Annotated in this window: 16 protein-coding genes and 1 pseudogene; 4 read left to right on the forward strand and 13 right to left on the reverse strand. The window is 72.0% G+C overall.

Annotated features, from left to right (window positions below):
* Positions 1-12 precede the first annotated feature (12 nt).
* The 7 genes and pseudogenes from ACH47Z_RS34280 to ACH47Z_RS34310 form a co-directional block, all read right to left on the reverse strand.
* On the reverse strand, positions 13-408 hold the full coding sequence (locus ACH47Z_RS34280; RefSeq protein WP_399080774.1) for a VOC family protein: 396 nt from the start codon (positions 406-408) through the stop codon (positions 13-15).
* A 152-nt stretch (positions 409-560) separates the two neighbouring features.
* Positions 561-1,490, reverse strand: a complete 930-nt coding sequence (locus ACH47Z_RS34285; RefSeq protein WP_399080776.1) for a M48 family metalloprotease — start codon at positions 1,488-1,490, stop codon at positions 561-563.
* Positions 1,487-1,867 (reverse strand): BlaI/MecI/CopY family transcriptional regulator, encoded by a 381-nt coding sequence (locus tag ACH47Z_RS34290; protein ID WP_399080778.1) that lies wholly within the window; start codon positions 1,865-1,867, stop codon positions 1,487-1,489. Before ACH47Z_RS34290 ends, ACH47Z_RS34285 begins: the two co-directional genes overlap by 4 nt.
* Before the next feature lie 174 nt (positions 1,868-2,041).
* Positions 2,042-2,947 carry an aldo/keto reductase gene (locus ACH47Z_RS34295; protein WP_399080780.1) on the reverse strand — a complete coding sequence of 302 codons (906 nt, stop codon included), beginning with the start codon at positions 2,945-2,947 and terminating at the stop codon, positions 2,042-2,044.
* Positions 2,948-3,002: 55 nt separating this feature from the next.
* On the reverse strand, positions 3,003-4,325 hold the full coding sequence (locus ACH47Z_RS34300) for an aldehyde dehydrogenase family protein (RefSeq protein ID WP_399080782.1): 1,323 nt from the start codon (positions 4,323-4,325) through the stop codon (positions 3,003-3,005).
* Between the two features lie 136 nt (positions 4,326-4,461).
* Positions 4,462-5,731, reverse strand: a pseudogene (locus ACH47Z_RS34305) (RNA polymerase sigma factor).
* The gene (locus tag ACH47Z_RS34310; RefSeq protein WP_399080784.1) at positions 5,731-6,081 is read right to left on the reverse strand and encodes a YciI family protein; all 351 of its coding nucleotides are present in this window, start codon (positions 6,079-6,081) and stop codon (positions 5,731-5,733) included. Before ACH47Z_RS34310 ends, ACH47Z_RS34305 begins: the two are co-directional and overlap by 1 nt.
* Before the next feature lie 122 nt (positions 6,082-6,203).
* On the opposite strand from ACH47Z_RS34310, the gene ACH47Z_RS34315 reads away from it, so the two are divergent.
* Complete coding sequence (locus tag ACH47Z_RS34315) at positions 6,204-7,241, forward strand: acyl-CoA dehydrogenase family protein (protein WP_399080786.1); 1,038 nt, start codon at positions 6,204-6,206, stop codon at positions 7,239-7,241.
* A gap of 30 nt (positions 7,242-7,271) precedes the next feature.
* Here ACH47Z_RS34315 and ACH47Z_RS34320 read toward each other — a convergent pair whose 3' ends face one another.
* The 3 genes from ACH47Z_RS34320 to ACH47Z_RS34330 all read right to left on the reverse strand — a co-directional run bounded on the left by ACH47Z_RS34320 (position 7,272) and on the right by ACH47Z_RS34330 (position 9,542).
* Complete coding sequence (locus tag ACH47Z_RS34320) at positions 7,272-8,414, reverse strand: LLM class flavin-dependent oxidoreductase (RefSeq protein WP_399080788.1); 1,143 nt, start codon at positions 8,412-8,414, stop codon at positions 7,272-7,274.
* 205 nt (positions 8,415-8,619) lie between these two features.
* Complete coding sequence (gene ssuE, locus ACH47Z_RS34325; protein ID WP_399080790.1) at positions 8,620-9,174, reverse strand: NADPH-dependent FMN reductase; 555 nt, start codon at positions 9,172-9,174, stop codon at positions 8,620-8,622.
* A 284-nt stretch (positions 9,175-9,458) separates the two neighbouring features.
* Positions 9,459-9,542 (reverse strand): putative leader peptide, encoded by an 84-nt coding sequence (locus ACH47Z_RS34330; protein WP_399080894.1) that lies wholly within the window; start codon positions 9,540-9,542, stop codon positions 9,459-9,461.
* 195 nt (positions 9,543-9,737) lie between these two features.
* On the opposite strand from ACH47Z_RS34330, the gene ACH47Z_RS34335 reads away from it, so the two are divergent.
* Positions 9,738-10,175, forward strand: a complete 438-nt coding sequence (locus ACH47Z_RS34335; protein ID WP_399080792.1) for an SPW repeat protein — start codon at positions 9,738-9,740, stop codon at positions 10,173-10,175.
* A gap of 91 nt (positions 10,176-10,266) precedes the next feature.
* Here ACH47Z_RS34335 and ACH47Z_RS34340 read toward each other — a convergent pair whose 3' ends face one another.
* The 3 genes from ACH47Z_RS34340 to ACH47Z_RS34350 form a co-directional block, all read right to left on the reverse strand.
* Positions 10,267-11,034, reverse strand: a complete 768-nt coding sequence (locus ACH47Z_RS34340; RefSeq protein ID WP_399080896.1) for an ArsR/SmtB family transcription factor — start codon at positions 11,032-11,034, stop codon at positions 10,267-10,269.
* Between the two features lie 199 nt (positions 11,035-11,233).
* Positions 11,234-11,782 (reverse strand): GNAT family N-acetyltransferase, encoded by a 549-nt coding sequence (locus tag ACH47Z_RS34345; protein ID WP_399080794.1) that lies wholly within the window; start codon positions 11,780-11,782, stop codon positions 11,234-11,236.
* Between the two features lie 66 nt (positions 11,783-11,848).
* Positions 11,849-13,282 (reverse strand): APC family permease, encoded by a 1,434-nt coding sequence (locus ACH47Z_RS34350; RefSeq protein ID WP_399080796.1) that lies wholly within the window; start codon positions 13,280-13,282, stop codon positions 11,849-11,851.
* A 119-nt stretch (positions 13,283-13,401) separates the two neighbouring features.
* On the opposite strand from ACH47Z_RS34350, the gene ACH47Z_RS34355 reads away from it, so the two are divergent.
* Together ACH47Z_RS34355 and ACH47Z_RS34360 are read left to right on the forward strand one after the other, a co-directional pair.
* Positions 13,402-14,604 carry an ROK family protein gene (locus ACH47Z_RS34355; protein WP_399080798.1) on the forward strand — a complete coding sequence of 401 codons (1,203 nt, stop codon included), beginning with the start codon at positions 13,402-13,404 and terminating at the stop codon, positions 14,602-14,604.
* 108 nt (positions 14,605-14,712) lie between these two features.
* Entirely contained in the window at positions 14,713-17,412 is a 2,700-nt protein-coding gene (locus ACH47Z_RS34360; protein ID WP_399080800.1) for a glycosyl hydrolase 2 galactose-binding domain-containing protein, read from the forward strand.
* The last annotated feature ends 30 nt before the right edge of the window (positions 17,413-17,442 follow it).

A 17,442-nucleotide genomic window follows, 5' to 3' on the forward strand; every position in this document is an offset into this window, starting at 1 on the left:
TGCGGTGGTGGGTCAGCGGTCGGCGGGCTGGAGCAGGTCCCAGCGGTTGCCGTACAGGTCCTGGAAGACGGCGACGGTGCCGTACGGCTCGTGCCGCGGGTCCTCCAGGAAGGTCACTGCGGCCGCGGTCATGCGGGCGTGGTCGCGGGCGAAGTCGTCGGTGTGCAGGAAGAAGCCGACGCGGCCGCCGGTCTGGTCGCCGACGCGGGCGCGCTGCTCCTCGTCCTTGGCGCGGGCGAGCAGCAGCCCGGTGCCGGCCGCGGGATCCCCGGGCTCCACGACGACCCAGCGGGAGCCGTCGGGGCGCGGGGCGTCCTCGGCGAGCCGGAAGCCGAGGGCCTCGGTGTAGAAGCGGATGGCCTCGTCGTAGTCGTCGACGACGAGGGTGACCAGGGCGACGCGTCGCATCGGGACCTTTCGGGGACCTTCCGGCGGGGTGTTAGCGGGTGAGGTTATACGTAAAACTTCCTGGACGCCAGTCCTGTTCTACGCGCGTTGCGGTCAGGGTCTTCTACGCGTGTTGCGAAAGGGCTGCCGCAAGGTGTCCCGCGGTGGACGGGTCAGGGGGATTCGTCGCCCTGGGCGATCTCCACACGGTGGTGGAAGTCGGCCATGCCGGCGACGGAGGCCACGCAGGAGACGGCGGTGCAGGCGAGGAGGAGAGAAGCGACGGCACGCCCGGCCCGGGGCGCCCGGGGGGCGGCGGCCAGCAGGGCCTGGACGCGCTGCGGGACCGGACCGGTGGTCGCGGCGGGCGCGAAGTCGGGGCGCTCGGAACGGGTGGTCTGTCCGGCGAGGGCCGCGCGGGCGATGGCGCGGGCGGTCAGCCGCCGGTCGCCGACCCGGGCCGCGGCGGCCTCGTCGGCGGCGCGCTCGGCGGCGAGGCGGATCGTCTCGCGGACCGGGCGCAGGGCGGGGTGGCAGTGCGCGGCGAGTTCGGCGGCGGCGAGGAAGTAGTGGTGACCGCCGTCGTTGTGCGCCCGCTCGTGCGCGAACAGCGCCTCCCGCTCGGGGCCGTCCAGGCTGCGCAGCATCGCGGTGGTGACGACGATGCGGTGCGGGCGGCCGGGCAGGGCGTACGCGTCCGGCCGGGGCGAGTCGACCACGCACAGGTCACCGGCGGCGGGTCCGCGCCCGGCCTGCGTGCGCGCGGCGCGGAAGGCGCGGGTCTGGCGCAGCACGGAGCGTACGAGGGTCCAGCCGCACACGGAGAGAACGCCGACCGAGGTGGCGGCGGCCGGCAGGACGACGAGATCGGAGGCGGTGTGCAGCGGACGGACCAGTTCGCCGAGCGCGGCGACGAGCGGGAGCTTGAACAGCCCGACCAGCACGAACGCGCCGAGCGCGGCCAGCGAGCAGCCGGCGAGGACGACCGCGCAGACGGTGAGCGCCCACAGGGCGGCGACCGGGGCCAGCCGGTCCAGCGCACGGCGGGCCAGGGCCGGCAGCGCGAACGGCAGCAGCAGGGGGAGCAGGAGCAGGCCGGTCATCGTTCGTCGGATTCGAGCAGGTCCCGCAGGACGCGCTCGTCGTCGGGGCTGAGCTGGGCGACGAACCGGGCGAGCACGGTCTCACGGTCGTTGTCCCGGTCCAGCTCGCTGTGCATGCGCCGGGCGGTCAGCCCCTGGGCGTCCTGAACGTCCCGCACGGGGAAATAGGCGTACCCACGCCCCTGCCGGTGCCGCTCGACGACCCCCTTGTCATACAGCCGGGTGAGGATCGTCGTCACCGTCGTACGGGCCAGGTCCGCGCGGAGGCTCGACTGGACCTGACCGGGCGTCTGGGGCACCCTCGCCGCCCAGAGCGCGGCCATGACACTCGCCTCGAGCTCACCGGCCGGCCGGCGCTCGTCCTTCGCCTCGGTCATGGAACGTTCCTCACCCCGTCCTCGTCTGCGGCCCGGAGACCGTCTACACGATGGTAGTCAACCGGACCTTCGCACGACTGTACGCCGGTATGCCCATGATGAGAGAGCGGCGGGCCGGAGGGGCGGCGGCTGGAGGTGCGGGTTCTGGAGTGCGCAGCCCCGGCACTCCCCGCCTCAGCCGCTCCCGCTGTGCAAGGCGTCCAGGCGGGCCAGCTCCTCCGCCGTGAGGCGCAGAGCGCCCGCCGCGACGTTCTGCGTCAGGTGGTCGGGGTTGCCGGTGCCGGGGATGGCGAGGACGTGGGGGCCCTGGTGGAGGGTCCAGGCGATGCGGAGCTGGGCGGGGCTCACGCCGTGGGCGTTGGCGATGGCCAGTACCTCGTCGGCGTGATCGGTGGCCGCCGGCTGGGGGCCTGCCTCGCCGGCGACGGCGTAGAAGGGGACGAACGCGATGCCGTGCTCGCCGCACAGGCGCAGCATCTCGTCGTCGACGGGGTCGGGACGGTCCAGGGCGAACCGGTTCTGGACGCACACCACCGGGACGATCTCGAGCGCTTCGGTGAGGTGGCGCGGTTCTACGCCGGAGATGCCGAGGTGGCGGATCAGGCCGGCCTCGCGCAACTCGGCGAGGGCGCCGAAGTGCTCGGCGATCGAGTCCTGGCGCATCCGGCGCAAGTTGACGACGTCGAGGTGGTCGCGGCCGAGCTGGCGCAGGTTCTCCTCGACATGGCCGCGCAGCTGGTCGGGCCGGGCCGAGGTGCCCCACTCGCCGGAGTAGTCCCGGAAGGGGCCGACCTTGGTGGTGATGACCAGGTCGTCGGCGTACGGCGCGAGGGCCGTGTTGATCAGTTCGTTGGCCGAGCGCGTGGCGGAGAAGTAGAAGGCGGCCGTGTCGATGTGGTTCACGCCGAGCTCCACCGCCCGCCGGAGTACCGCTGTCGAGCGTTCCCGGTCGCTCGGGGTGCCCAGGTGGAACGCGGCGCTGCCCGTCAGCCGCATGGCTCCGAAGCCGATGCGGTGGACGGGCAGGTCGCCGAGTGTGAAGGTGCCGGAGGCTTCCGCGGTGATCGTTTCAGCGGTCATTCGGCGGAGTTTCGCACATCCGGCGTGCCGCGTAAGCGAATTCAGCCCAGGGTTTCTAGCTCAGCGGCTTTTCCAGCACCGCCTTGCGGTGGCTGAAGGTCTCGATCGAGTAGCGGCCGTGGTAGTTGCCCATGCCGCTCTCCCCCACACCGCCGAACGGCAGGTCGGAGACGGTGAGATGGGCGAGGGGCAGACCGTACCCGAGGCCGCCGGAGGAGGTCTCGGCGGCGATGCGCCCGCGGGTCTCCTCGGACTCGCTGAAGACGTACAGCGCGAGCGGCTTGTCGCGGTCGTTGATGAAGGCGATCGCCTCGTCCAGACCGGCCACGGTGACGATCGGCAGGATCGGGCCGAAGATCTCCTCCTGCATGACCGCCGACGTGGGGTCGACGTCCGCCAGCACGGTCGGCGCGATGTACTTCGTCGTACGGTCGCTCTCGCCGCCGACCGCCACCCGGCCCGAGTCGAGCAGGCCCGACAGCCGGTCGAAATGGCGCTCGTTGACGATCCTGCCGTACTCCGGCGACTCGGCCGGATCGGTGCCGAACACCCCTTCCACGGCACGGACCAGCGCCGTCTCCAGGGCCGCGGCGGTCTCCGGGTCGGTCAGCACGTAGTCGGGGGCGACGCAGGTCTGCCCGGCGTTGAGGAACTTGCCGCGGGCCAGCCGGTCCGCGACCACGCCGAGGTCGGCGTCGCGGTCCACGAACACCGGGGACTTGCCGCCCAGTTCGAGGGTGACCGGGGTGAGGTGCTCGGCGGCGGCGCGCATCACGATCCGGCCGACGGTGCCGTTGCCGGTGTAGAAGATGTGGTCGAAGCGCTCGGCCAGCAGGGCCGTGGTCTCCGGGATGCCGCCCTCGACCACGGCGACCGCGTCGGTGTCGAGGTAGGCGGGGATCAGCTCGGCCAGTGCGGCCGAGGTGGCCGGGGCCAGCTCGCTCGGCTTGGCGACCACGGCGTTGCCGGAGGCCAGCGCGCCGACCATGGGGGCGAGCAGCAGCTGCGCCGGGTAGTTCCAGGGGGCGATGACGAGGACGACGCCGAGCGGGTCGTACTGCGTCCAGGCCGTGGCGTCGGCGCCGAGGTGCGCCGGGACGGGCGCAGGCTCGGGGCGCAGCCAGTCCGCCAGATGGTCCAGGGTGTGGTCGATCTCCCGGACGGTGAAGTCGATCTCGGTCCGGTAGGCCTCGGTGCGGCTCTTGCCCAGGTCGGCACGGAGGGCGGCGGCGAGGTCCGCACCGCGTTCCGTGAGCATCGCGCGCAGGCGGCGCAGCTGGTCGACGCGCCACTCGACGGGCTTGGTGCGGCCGGTGGCGAAGGTGGCACGCAGCCGGGCCACGATGTCGGCGGGCTGCTCGATGGCGGGATGGTTCACGGATGCCTCGCTGGTGGTGCACGGGCTGGTTCGGCCCGAGCCTAGGACTCAGTGGATGTATTTGCCAACCTTTCAGGTCCTCAAGTTCATTCCGGCGGCCTTCGGTGACGCGGGTCACTCCCCAGCCACACCCGTGTCACTTCTCCGGTGGGTCGATCTCCCGGCGGCGCCGCTCCAGACAGGCCCGCTCGGCCTCGCTCCCGGCCAGTTCGGCGGCCAGGCCGTACTCCGTCGCCGCCTCGGCGGTCCGGCCCAGCCGGCGCAGCAGGTCGGCGCGTACGGCGTACAGCACGTGATAGCGGCCGAGGTCCAGCGCGTCGACCAGGGTCAGGGCGGCGGCCGGTCCCTCGGTCTCGGCCACCGCGACCGCCCGGTTCAGGGCGACCACCGGGGACGGCGCCACGGCCGTGAGCTGGTCGTACAGCGCCAGGATCTGCCCCCAGTCGGTGGCGCCGGCGTTCGGGGCGTCGCTGTGTACGGCGTTGATCGCGGCCTGGATCTGGTACGGCCCCGGTCGGCCCAGGCGCAGACAGCGGCGGACCAGGTCCAGGCCCTCGGTGACCAGCGCGCGGTCCCAGAGCTCGCGGTCCTGCTCGGGCAGCGGTACGAGGGCGCCGTCCGCGTCCTGCCGGGCCGGCCGGCGCGCCTCGATCAGCAGCATCAGCGCGAGCAGGCCGATGACCTCCGGTTCGTCCGGCATCAGCGCGGCGAGCAGCCGGCCGAGCCGCAGCGCCTCCGCGCACAGGGCGGGGTCGCCGGTGTAACCCTCGTTGAAGATCAGGTAGACGACCGCGAGGACACCGCCGAGCCGGTCGGGCAGATCGGCGTCACGGGGCACGCGGTACGGGATGCCCGCGTCACGGATCTTGGCCTTGGCGCGGACCAACCTCCCCCAACTCTCGGCTTCGCTCGAGCCGGGGGGACCCCCAGACGAGGGTCGGCTCCGGCACCAGGAACGCGCGGGCGATCTGGGCGGTGCTCAGGCCGCCGAGCAGGCGCAGGGTGAGGGCGACGCGGGACTGGAGGGCGAGCGCGGGGTGGCAGCAGGTGAAGATCAGGCGGAGCCGGTCGTCGCGCACGGGGCCCTCCTCGGGCGATGCGTCGGGCGCGTGCGGGTCGGTCGGGTACGGGTGGGGCGTGTACAGCCGGGCGGCGTCGGCCTGCCGTGCGTCCCGGGAGGACTCGCGGCGCAGCCGGTCGATGGCCCGGTTGCGGGCGGTGGTGATGATCCAGCCGGCCGGGCTCGGCGGCACACCGGTCTCCGGCCAGGTGCGTACGGCGGTGGTGAAGGCGTCCTGCACCGCTTCCTCGGCGAGGTCGATGTCGCCGAGGAAGCGGACGAGGACGGAGACCGCGCGTCCGTACTCGGCACGGAAGACGGCCTCGACGCCCGCGGCCGTACCCATCAGTGCTCGTCGACGAACGGCCGTACCTCGATGGGCAGCGTGGTCGCGAGCGCGGCCTTGCGCCCCCACTCCAGCGCCTCGTCCAGGTCGGCGGCCCGGATCAGGCACAGTCCGCCCAGGTACTCCTTGCCCTCGGCGTAAGGGCCGTCGGTGATCAGGACGTCGCCGCCCTGGGGACGGAGCATGGTGGCGGTCTCCGGGCCGTGCAGTCCGCCCGCGAAGACCCAGGCCCCGGCGGCGCGCAGCTCGTCGTTGAAGGCCTTCACGTCGCGCATGATCGCGGCGAGCGCGTCGGGAGCGGGCGGGGTGCCGTCGGCCGGTGTGACCACGCTGAGCAGGTAGTGCTTCATGGTGTCCTCCTCGGTGCTGCGGAGCCTCTCGGCTCTCTGTCACCTCCTACACGAACGCCGGGTCCCCGGATCGACACCGCGCCCCGGAATTCCGGAAGAAGGAGTCCGGAAGAATCCTCGCCATGACCACCACCACCGCGCATCCGCTCGTCACCCGTGCCCGCCGGCTCGCCGCCGAACTGCTCGTCCCCGAGGCCGGGCGGGTGGACCAGGAGGGCGTGCCCGCGAGCCACATCGCGGCGGTGAAGCGGTCCGGGCTGCTGGGTGTGGTGGCACCGGTCGCGTACGGCGGTGCCGGCGCTCCGCCCGCCGTACTGCGGGAGACCGCCGAGATCCTGGCCGGTGCGTGCTGCTCGACCTGGTTCGTGCAGACCCAGCACCACACCCCGGTGCAGACCCTCGCACAGAGTGAACTGCCCGTCCGTGAGCGCCTGTTGGGCCCGCTGGCGCGCGGTGAGCTGCTGGCCGGGGTGGCGTACGCGCATCTGCGGTCGTATCCGCGCGTGCCGGTGCGTGTGCGCCGGGAGGGCGGCGGCCGGCGGTTCGACGGGACGGTGCCCTGGTACACCGGCTGGGGGCTGAACGACGTGATGCTGCTCGCCGGGGTGACCGACGCCGGTGAGGTGCTGTTCGCCTTCGCCGAGGCCCGCGACCAGCCGGGGCTGCGGGCCTCGGCGCCGATGCGCCTGGCCGCCCTCACCGCCGCGCGCACGGTGTCGCTGGAGCTGACGGGACTGTGGCTGCCCGAGGAGGCGGTGGCCCTGCGGATGCCGTACGAGCGCTGGGCGCCGGGAGACCGGGCCCGGACGCTGAATGCCAACCCGGCGGTCTTCGGCGTCGCCGAGGCCGCCCTGTGCCTGCTGGACGAGGAGGCGGCCGCCCCGCTGCGCGCCCGCCTCGCCGACGTCCGCCGGCGGGCCTACGCCCTGGCCGACCATCCGGCGCCGCTGGAGCGGGCCGAGGAGCGGCTGGCGGTGCGGGCGGCGGCGTACGAGATGCTCCGTACGGCCACCACGGCGGCGGTGGTCGCCGGGGGCGGCCGGTCCATGGCGCTGACGAACCGGGCCCAGCGCCTTGCCCGGGAGGCACTGTTCCTGCTGGTGCAGGGGCAGACGGCCGAGACCCGTACGGCCCACCTGCGGGCGCTGGGCGGAGCCTGAGCCACGCAAAGCGAGGCCCTGGCCGTTTGTTCAGCTCGCGAACGGCACCTGGGGCGAGGGAGTGGCCGGCTCGGCGTAGGGGTGGGTCCACAGCCCCTGTGCGGCGAGCCGGGGCAGGACGCCCTCGCCGAACCAGTACGCCTCCTCCAGGTGCGGGTAGCCGGACAGCACGAACTCGTCGATGCCGAGGGCGTGGTACTCCTTGATCCGCTCCACCACCTCGTCGTGGCTGCCGACCAGGGCCGTGCCCGCGCCGCCGCGCACCAGGCCGATGCCGGCCCACAGGTTGGGGTGGATCTCCAGGCTCTCCCGGCTGCCGCCGTGCAGGGCGAGCATGCGCTGCTGGCCCTCGGACTCGCTGCGCGCGAGCCCCGCCTGTACGGCCTCGACGGTCGCGGGGTCGAAGCCGTCGAGCAGCCGGTCCGCCTCCGCCCAGGCCTGCTCCGAGGTGTCCCGGGTGATGACGTGCAGCCGGATGCCGAAACGCAGGGTACGGCCGTGCGCCGCGGCCAGTTCGCGGATCCAGGCGATCTTCTCGGCGACCTGGGCGGGCGGTTCGCCCCACGTGAGGTACACGTCGGCGTACTTGGCCGCGACCTCACCCGCGGCGGGCGAGGAGCCGCCGAAGTACACCTCGGGCACCGGGTCGGGCACCCGGCTGAGCCTGGCGTCCTCCACCTGGAGGTGCTCCCCGTGCAGGTCGACGCTCTTGCCGTCCCACAACTGGCGCACGATGTGCAGGAATTCACCGGTACGGCGATAGCGGGCGTCCTTGTCGAGGAAGTCGCCGTAGGCCCGCTGCTCGCGGGTCTCGCCGCCGGTGACGACGTTGAGCAGCAGCCGTCCGCCGCTCTGCCGCTGGAAGGTGGACGCCATCTGCGCGGCGAGCGTCGGCGAGACGGAGCCGGGCCGGAAGGCGACCAGGAACTTCAGCCGCTCGGAGTTCTGGCTGACCATGGCGGTGGTCAGCCACGCGTCCTCGCACCAGGCACCGGTCGGCGTGAGCGCGGCGGCGAAGCCGAGTTGCTCGGCGGCCCGGGCGATCTGGCTCAGACAGGCGACCGTGGGCGGCCGGTCCAGGCCGGAGGCGGTCGCCGGGGTGCCGTGACCGCCGCCGACGACATGGCGGCTGTCACCGTTGGTGGGCAGGAACCAGTGGAAGGTGAGGGACACGGGGATTCTCCGTTCGGGATCGTGCGTCAGAGCGGGCCGTGGCGGGGCGACCGGGTTCCGGTCGGCGCGTACCGGGCGAGGTGCTGGACCTTCCGGCGAGGCGGCTCGTGAGGGGGTCGGGGACGGGCGGCGTGGCCCCGCTGACGGTGCGAGTTGAGGGAGTTGAGCACCGAACGGGTGCCGGCCGGCGACCGTGCGGGCACGCTCAGCTCGCCGCCGCCAGAACCGGGGTCCGGCCGAGAGCGGCCGAGAACTGGTCCACCACCTGCCCGAGCGCCTCGGCGGTGGCCGGGGCGAGAGTCAGCGAGCCGTCCTCGCGTACGGTGATGTCCTTGTCGAGGGTGAACCAGCCCTGGACTATGTGGGCGGCACCCATGGAGTTCAGCACCGGCCGCAGCGCGTAGTCGATGGCGAGCACATGGGCGGTGGACCCACCCGTGGCGAGCGGCAGCACGGTCTTGCCGGTGAGCGCGTACTGCGGGAGCAGATCGAGCAGCGCCTTGAGCACACCGGAGTACGACGCCTTGTAGATGGGCGTGCCGATCAGGACGCCGTCGGCGCGGGCGAACAGCTCGGCGGCCCGGGTGATGGCCGGGTGCCGGACGTCAGCGCCGAGCAGGGCCTCGGCCGGGAGGGCACGGACGTCGAGCGGGATCACGTCATGCCCCTGGGCGGTCAGCCGCTGGTCCAGGTGGCGCAGCAGGCGAACGGTGCGCGAGGTGGCGGAGGGGCTGCCGGAGACGGACAGGACGGTGGCCATGGATGCCTCGTTTCTGGGAGTGCGCGATGGTGTGACGGTCAGGCCCGAATCGCGTTTCGCCCCGACTCCCGCTCCTCATCGACGGGTTGAGCCTCCGGCTCCCGTGACGAGCGGCAGCGCGCACACGCCGGAGTACGCGGTCCCCGGGCATGCGGAACTCCCGGTGCGGAGTTGTTCGGTGACGTTCTTCGGACATGCCGGATTCCGCGCGCCGGGAAGGCGGGGAGGTTCAGCCGAGAACGGGCGGGAGAAAGGCGCGGCGGACCGGAGGAAGGGTCAGCTGATCAGACCGCGGCACAACAGGAGGCGCTGGCAACGCGCGCGAGGTCGACATGGCGTCGCCGCGTGAGGTCCAGTCGCATCATCATGGCGTCGATCGTCGCAGCCGCCGATGAGGCCGTCAAGGAAGATCCGAACCGGTCTCGTATCGCGGACCAGGGCGGATGGCGCCGCGCATCGAAGACCTACACATAAAGAAGAAATAAGAGCAAAATGGAGTCAAGCGGTGCTTACCCGCACCGCACCAGACGCGGTCTGGCCTGCGAAGTCAAAGGAGACGAGTCATGTCAGACGTCTCGCACAGGGGTGATCTGTCGACCCACCCCGATGTCTCCGAAATGCGGGAACGCTACGCCCGCATGCTCGGCGGTCGCGATGTGGCGCTCGTGGACGGGCCGGTGTTCCTGCTCGGCCTGTACTGCGCGGCATCTCCGTGGATCGTGCACTACACGGCGAGCCAGCCCGCGCTCATGACCCACAACCTGATCATGGGCGTGGCGATAGGCCTGCTGGCACTCGGTTTCACCAGGGCTCCCGAGCGGATGTACGGCCTGAGCTGGGCCATGTGCGCCATGGGCATCTGGCTGATCATCGCCCCCTGGGTCGTGGGGAGTGCCCCCGACAAGGGCGTGATCATCAACAACGTCGTCATCGGCGCACTGGCGCTCGTGCTCGGACTGGTCTGCGCCGGCACGGCGGCCAAGAGCACACCCAAGCCGTAGAGGAGACGCGAGAAAGGAAGCGGAGGCCACACGAACCGGCATGCACAGGAGGCCGGTCCGCTCCGGGCGGACCGGCCTCCCCCGCGCCCGCTCAGTGGCTCGGCACCAGCCAGGGCTCCTGCGGCAGGGTTCGCCCGGTCTCCAGCAGGGACTTGAGGTTGGACAGCACGGCCGGCCAGCCGGAACCGACCTCCGAGCGCGCGCGCTCGTCGTTGAGGTCCTCGTGGATGACGGTCAGCCGGACGATGTCCCCGTGCGGCCGGATCTCGTAGGTGACCCTCGAGTGCCGGTCCTCCTGGTCCTCCTCGCCGGGCGCGGCCCAGGTGGTGACCAGCCGGGTCGGCGGCTCGCTCTCGACCACCCGGCCGACGACGTCCTCGACCCCGGAGCCGTCGGTGCGCACATGCGCCCAGCGGGAGCCGACCTGCCAGTCGGACTCGTTGCGGTGACCCCAGTAGGCGGCCGTGAGGTCGGCGTCGGTGAGCGCCTCCCAGACCTTCTCGGGCGTGCTCGCGATGTAGGTGACGTACACAAAGCTGGGCTTGTCGGTCATGGCTTCCTCGGCTCGTCGCTTCAGGGCGCCGAGCGCGCGCAGGCGCGGGCGCTCGAACTTGTCGATCCACCGCTCCTGGATCTCGTGGAGCGGCACGGGATTGAGGTAGTGCAGCTTTTCCCGCCCCCGCCGCACGGTGGTGATCAGATTGGCGGCCTCCAGGACGGCCAGGTGCTGGGTCACCGCCTGGCGCGTCATGGCGATGCGCTCGCACAGTTCGCCCAGGGTCTGGCCGTTGTTCTCGTGGAGCCGGTCCAGCAGGCGCCTGCGTGTGTCGTCGGCCAGCGCCTTGAAGACCTTGTCCATCCCGGTGTCGTCGTCTGATCGCACACTCAACGTTATGCAGGCAATCACTTGCATGTCAATCGGACCCGAAACCCGGACGGCCCGGCCGGTCTCCGGTGCCCGGATGTCCGAGGCGCTCACCGTCACCTCGATCGGTCCGCGCGCGTGGCGTGGTGACCGGCCCCGCTGCGGGCGACGGCCGTCGCTCCCCGGTGACCCGTCAGCCACCCGTGCGCTGAAGCCCGAACGGTGGCACGGCCGGCCCGACGTGGAAGGACAGCCAGACGTCCGGCGGCAGTTCGGGCCGGTCCGGAACCGGACGGAGTTCCCGCGTCCAGGCGTCCCCGGCGAGGTCCGAGGCGACCCCGTGCCAGAAGGCCACGGCGGCGGGGTTGTCGTGCTGGAAGGCGATCTCCCAGGGGCCGGGATGCCGGGTGAGCACCGCGCGTACGGCCCGCAGCCCGACGCGCCGGCGCCGCGCCCCGCGCACGACGAAGAAGCTGTTCAGCACCCGCACCGGCTCGTCCAGCGCGCGCACGAACGCGAAGCCGGCCGGCCGTTCGCCGCACAGGAACAGATACGGCGCCCAGCCCGGCCGGGTGAAGGCGTACTCCACCCACTCGTCGCGGAAGGTACCTTCCGGGCCGGGCAGGACACCCCGGAACTCGGAGAGGTCGTGGCGGAACATCAGCCACAGGCGTTCGACGGTGGGCCGGTCGTCAGGGGTCGCGGGTCGGACGGTCACGTCCGATGAGAATGTGTCGGTCATAGAACGAGAGCCTCCCCGGCGGACAGGACGTCCGTTCCGGGGAGGCTCGCGAAGACTGCCGTAACTCTAGCTCATCTCAAGGACCTTGTACTCCTCGGCGATCTCCTTCCGCCCGAACGGCCACACCTTCTCCAGCCGTGCCCAGACCAGGAAGGCCACACAGCCGAGGGCCAGCCAGGCCAGCGACCATTCGATGGGGTGACGGCCCGGGGAGCTCTTGTCGGCGTAGCCGTAGATCACGCACCAGCCGGCGAACGCGAGGATGCTCGGCAGCGGGTAGAGCCACATCCGGTACGGGCGGGGCAGTTCCGGCTGTCGCCTGCGCAGGACGGTCAGCGCGACGATCTGGGCGAGCGCCTGGACGATCACCATGACCGTGGTGAGCAACTGGATCAGAGTGGCGAGGTCGGTGTGCCGTCCGATCAGGAAGCCGACCGCGGTGATCACACCCATCGTCGCGAGACCCAGCACGGGGAAGCGGTGCTTCGGGTGCAGCTTCTCGTACGGGCGGAAGAAGACGCGGTCACGGGCGGCGTCGTACGGCACGCGGGAGCCGCCGAGCAGGCCGGTGAAGACCGAGGCGAACGCGGTGACGAGGATCAGCACGGTCACCGTGTCGGCCGCGCCCCTGCCCCAGGTCTTCTCCAGCACCGCCGAGGCCACCGAGGTGGAGGCGATGTCGTGCGGGTCGGTCATCCGGCGCCAGTCGATCACCCCGAGGGTGCCGATCTGCAGCAGCAGATAGATCGCCATGATGCCGACGATCGAGTAGAGGATGGAGCGCGGGAGGTTGCGGCCCGGGTCCTTGATCTCGGCGCCCATGTAGGCCGTGGTGTTGTAGCCGAGGTAGTCGTAGATGCCGATGGTCAGGCCCGCGGCGAAGCCGAGCCAGAAGTGATCGCTCGTCAGGTCGAAGGCGCCCGACGGGTAGGTGAAGGCCAGGTGCGGGCTGAAGTCGGTGGCGGCGGCGGTGATCACCAGCAGTACGGAGGCGATCATCACGGCCCACATCACGGCGGTGATCCGGGCGATGTGCTCGATGCCGCGCCACAGCAGGATCACCACCAGGGCGATGACGCCGAGGCCGGTCAGGTCGCCCGCCGTCTGCCCGAGACCGGGGGCCAGATAGCCCAGATACTGCACGAAACCGACCACTCCGGTCGACATGATCAGCGGGATGAAGAGCATCGCCGTCCACACGAACAGGAACGGCACGAGCCGGCCGGTGCGGTACTGGAAGGCCTGGCGCAGATAGACGTAACTGCCGCCGGAACCGGGCATCGAGGCGCCCAGCTCGGCCCAGACCAGTCCGTCGCACAGCGCGAGGACCGCGCCCGCGACGAAGCCGATGACGGCTTGCGGACCGCCGAACGCGGCGACCATCAGCGGGATCGTCACGAACGGACCGATGCCGCACATCTGGCTCATGTTGATGGCCGTGGCCTGGAACAGGCCGACACGGCGGACGAAACCACCCGTGGGCGGCGGGCTACCGGACATGGGGACTCCTGACGCGACGGGCGCGCGGCCCACGTGCCGGCGCTCTGACTCGCCCGGGCCGGGCTGACTGGCCGATAAAGTTAAGGAGCCTTACTAGCTGCGTCAAGTATCCGTGGGCAATGCGTGAGAATGGTGCGATGGCCGCCGGTGATGTCATGGAGCAGCAGGAACAGCCCTGGAACCGCAGGCGCCTGCGCAGCACCAACGAGCGGCTGCTGCTGGACCGGCTGCGCGCCCAGGGCGCCGCCTCGCGCGCGCAACTGGCCCGGGAGACCGGCCTGTCGAAGCCGACGGTCTCCAGCGCGCTGGCCTCACTCGCCCGGGCCGGCCTGGTGCACGAGGTCGGCACCCACGCCCCGGAGCGCGGGCGTACCGCCGTGCTCTACTCCCCCGACCCGGCCGCCGGGCACGCCCTCGGCGTCGACATCGGCCGGGGCTGGCTGCGGGTGGCGGTGGCCGACCTGGACGGCACGGTCGTCGCCCGCGCCGACGTACGCAACCGGGCCCGCACCTCCGCCGCGCTGGCCGACCTGGTGGTGGGCACCGCCCGCCAGGTGATCGCGGGCTCGGGCGTGGACCCGGCCGAGGTGGTGCACGGGGTGATCGGCACGCCGGGTGTCTACGACGACAAGCAGCGGCGCGTGCGGTACGCGATGCATCTGCCGGGCTGGGGCCGCGCGGGGCTGGTCGACCGGATGCGCGAGGAGCTGGGCGTGCCGCTGGAGGTGCACAACGACGCCAATCTCGCCGCGCTCGGCGAGTACACGTACGGCGTCGGCACCGGCAGCCGGCTGTTCGCGTACATCCTCATCGGCACCGGCCTCGGCATGGGGGTGGTCAGCGAGGGGCGGCTGTTCACGGGGGCGCACGGACTGGCCGGCGAGATCGGCTTCCTGCCCTGGCCGGGGCGGCAGAAGCCGGAGCGGCTGGAGGACGCGGTGTCCGGGGTGGCCGTGGTGGAGGCCGCCCGGCAGTTCGGGATGAGCGGGCAGCTCACGGCGAAGGCCGTCTTCGACGCGGCCCGGCAGGGCAATCCGGCCGCGGTCAAGGCGGTGGAGCTGGAGGGCGAGCGGATCGCGCACACCGTCGCGGCGGCCGCCGCCGTGCTCGACCCGGACCTCGTGGTGCTCGGCGGCGGCGTCGGCCACAGCGTCGACCTGCTGCTGCGCCCCGTCCAGGAGCACTTGCGCGCCCTCACCCCACTGCGCCCGCACATCGCCCCGAGCCGGCTCGGCGAGGACGCGGTGCTGCTGGGCGCGGTGGCCACGGCGCTGGACACGGCCCGGGACCTGGTGTTCGAGCGCCGGGCGGCCGGCGCCTGACCATGTCGGGGGCGGAGGCGGCCGTGCTCATTGACATGGCCCGCACCGGCCCCTAACGTGAAGCCGGATTAGTAAAGTTTCCTAACTTTACAAGAGCGGAGCTCTGCCGTGTCCGCACGCCGGTACGCCGTCACCGCACTGGTCCTGGGCCTGCTCGGCTCGCTGAGCGGTGGCGCCTGGGCCGGCGCCCGCCATCAGCCGGCACCGGCCCCGGTCACCCGGGTCCCCTCCGCCGCAGGCACCGGCACCCCGCTCGCCGGATACGCCATCCAGTCCTCGGCGAAGGTCAGCGACTCCGCCGCCACGGTCTCCTCGCCCGGCTATCCGGCGCAGGGCTGGTATCCGGCGGGCCCGCGCTCCACCGTGCTGGCCGCGCTGCTCGCCGACGGCGTCTACGCCGACCCGTTCTTCTCCACCAACCTGCGGAAGATCCCGCGGGCCGACTTCCAGGTTCCCTGGTGGTACCGCGCCGACTTCACCGTCGACGACACCGCCCGGCGCACGTCCCTCGACTTCAGCGGGGTCGTCTCGGCGGCCGACGTCTACGTCAACGGCCGCCGGGCCGCGACCGCCGAGGACGTCACCGGCGCCTACACCCACCACGAGCTGGACGTCACCTCGCTGGTCAGGCCGGGCACGAACACGGTCGCCTTCCGGATCCGGCCCAACGACCCCGACAACGAGCTGACCATGGGCTGGATCGACTGGCTCCAGCCGCCGCCCGACCGGAACATGGGGATCGTCCGGGACGTCCTGGTGCGCAGGGGCGGCCCGGTCGCGCTGCGCGACGCGCACGTGCTCACCCGGCTGGCCGTGCCCTCGCTCGCCACCGCCGACCTGACGGTGAAGGCACAGGCCCGCAACGACACCGGCGCGCCGGTCACGGCCGAGATCACCGGCACCGTGGGCAGGGCGAGCTTCTCCCGGCAGGTCACGCTCGCCGCGCACGAGACGAGGACCGTCGCCTTCTCCCCCGCCGACACCCCGGGCCTGCGTCTGAGCGCACCCAGGGTGTGGTGGCCGGCCGGGATGGGCGGACAGCCGCTGTACGACCTCGACCTCACCGCGTCCGTCGCCGGGACGACCTCGGACACCGCGCACGAGAGCTTCGGCATCCGCGACGTCCGGGCACCGCTGAACTCCGACGGCGCCCGCCAGTACCGGATCAACGGCCGCCGGCTGCTGATCAAGGGCGGCGGCTGGTCACCGGACGAGTTCCTGCGCTGGGACAGCCGTTACGCCGAGGACCGGCTGAAGTACGCCGTCGACCTGGGCCTGAACGCGATCCGCCTGGAAGGACACCTGGAGCCGGACGAGTTCTTCGACCTGGCCGACCGCTACGGCATCCTCATCCTCCCCGGCTGGGAATGCTGCGACAAGTGGGAGGGCAACGTCAACGGCGACGCGGAGCCCGGGGAGCCGTGGACCGACGCCGACTATCCGGTGGCGAAGGCGTCCATGGCCGCCGAGGCCGCCCGGCTGCGCGACCACCCCAGCGTGATCTCCTTCCTGATCGGCAGCGACTTCGCACCCGACGCGACGATCGAGAAGACCTACCTCGACGCCCTGAAGGCCGCCGACTGGACCACCCCGGTGATCTCCGCCGCCTCCGACAACTCCTCGCCCCAGCTGGGCAGTTCGGGGCTGAAGATGACCGGGCCGTACGACTGGGTGCCGCCCGGCTACTGGTACGCCAAGCGCGAGGGCGGGGCCACCGGCTTCAACTCCGAGACCAGCGCGGGCCCGAGCATCCCCACCCTCGACACCCTGCGCCGCATGCTCACCCCGGCCGAACTCGACACCCTCTGGAAGGACCCGGGCGCCCGGCAGTACCACCGCTCGCCGTCCCCCGTCTTCGACACCCTCAAGATCTACGGCGCCGCCCTCACCGGCCGCTACGGCGCCCCGAAGAGCCTCGCCGACTATGTCCGCAAGGCCCAGCTGGCCCAGTACGAGAACGTCCGCGCCCAGTTCGAGGCGTACGGGCGGAACGCGGCCGACTCCGCGAAGCCCGCCACCGGAGTGATCCACTGGATGTTCAACAGCGGCTGGACGTCCCTGCACTGGCAGCTGACGGATCGTTATCTCGACCAGGGCGGCGCCTACTTCGGCGCGAAGAAGGCGAACGAGCCGCTGCACATCCAGTACGGCTACGACAGCCGCTCGGTCGCCGTCGTGAACAACCGGCACGACGCGGTCCACGGACTGACCGCGCGGGCCACGCTCTTCGACCCCGACGGCACACAGAAGTACGACAGGTCGGTGAGCGGTGTCTCGGTGACCGGCGACGGCGCCCACACCACCCCGCTCACCCTGCCCGCCTCGGTGAGCGCACTGTCGACGACGTATCTGCTGCGCCTGACGCTGACGGACACGGACGGCAAGGAGGTGAGCCGGAACGTGTACTGGCTCTCCACCCGGCCCGACACCCTCGACTGGTCCGGCACCACCTGGTACTACACACCGACGACGAGCTACGCCGATCTCACGGGGCTCGCCTCGATGGCCCAGGTGCCGGTCTCGGCGACGGCGGCCACGAGCGCGTCGGACGGGACGTCGACCACGACGGTGACCCTGCGCAACACCGGGAGCGGGACGACCCCGGCCCTGCTGACGGACGTTCATCTCGTGGACACGCAGGGCAGGCCGGTGCTGCCGGTGCGCTGGTCGGACAACGAGGTGAGCTTGTGGCCGGGCGAGTCGGTGACGCTGACGGCGACGTACCGGACGGCCGATCTGGCGGGCTCGGCGCCGGGTGTGCGGATCTCCGGCTGGAACACGCCGGAGCGGACGGTTCCGGCGGCGTGACATGAGTGGGGCCCGGCGCGAGGCCGGGCC

This window comes from Streptomyces sp. NPDC020192, from assembly GCF_044388685.1.
In the GTDB taxonomy this organism is placed as follows: domain Bacteria; phylum Actinomycetota; class Actinomycetes; order Streptomycetales; family Streptomycetaceae; genus Streptomyces.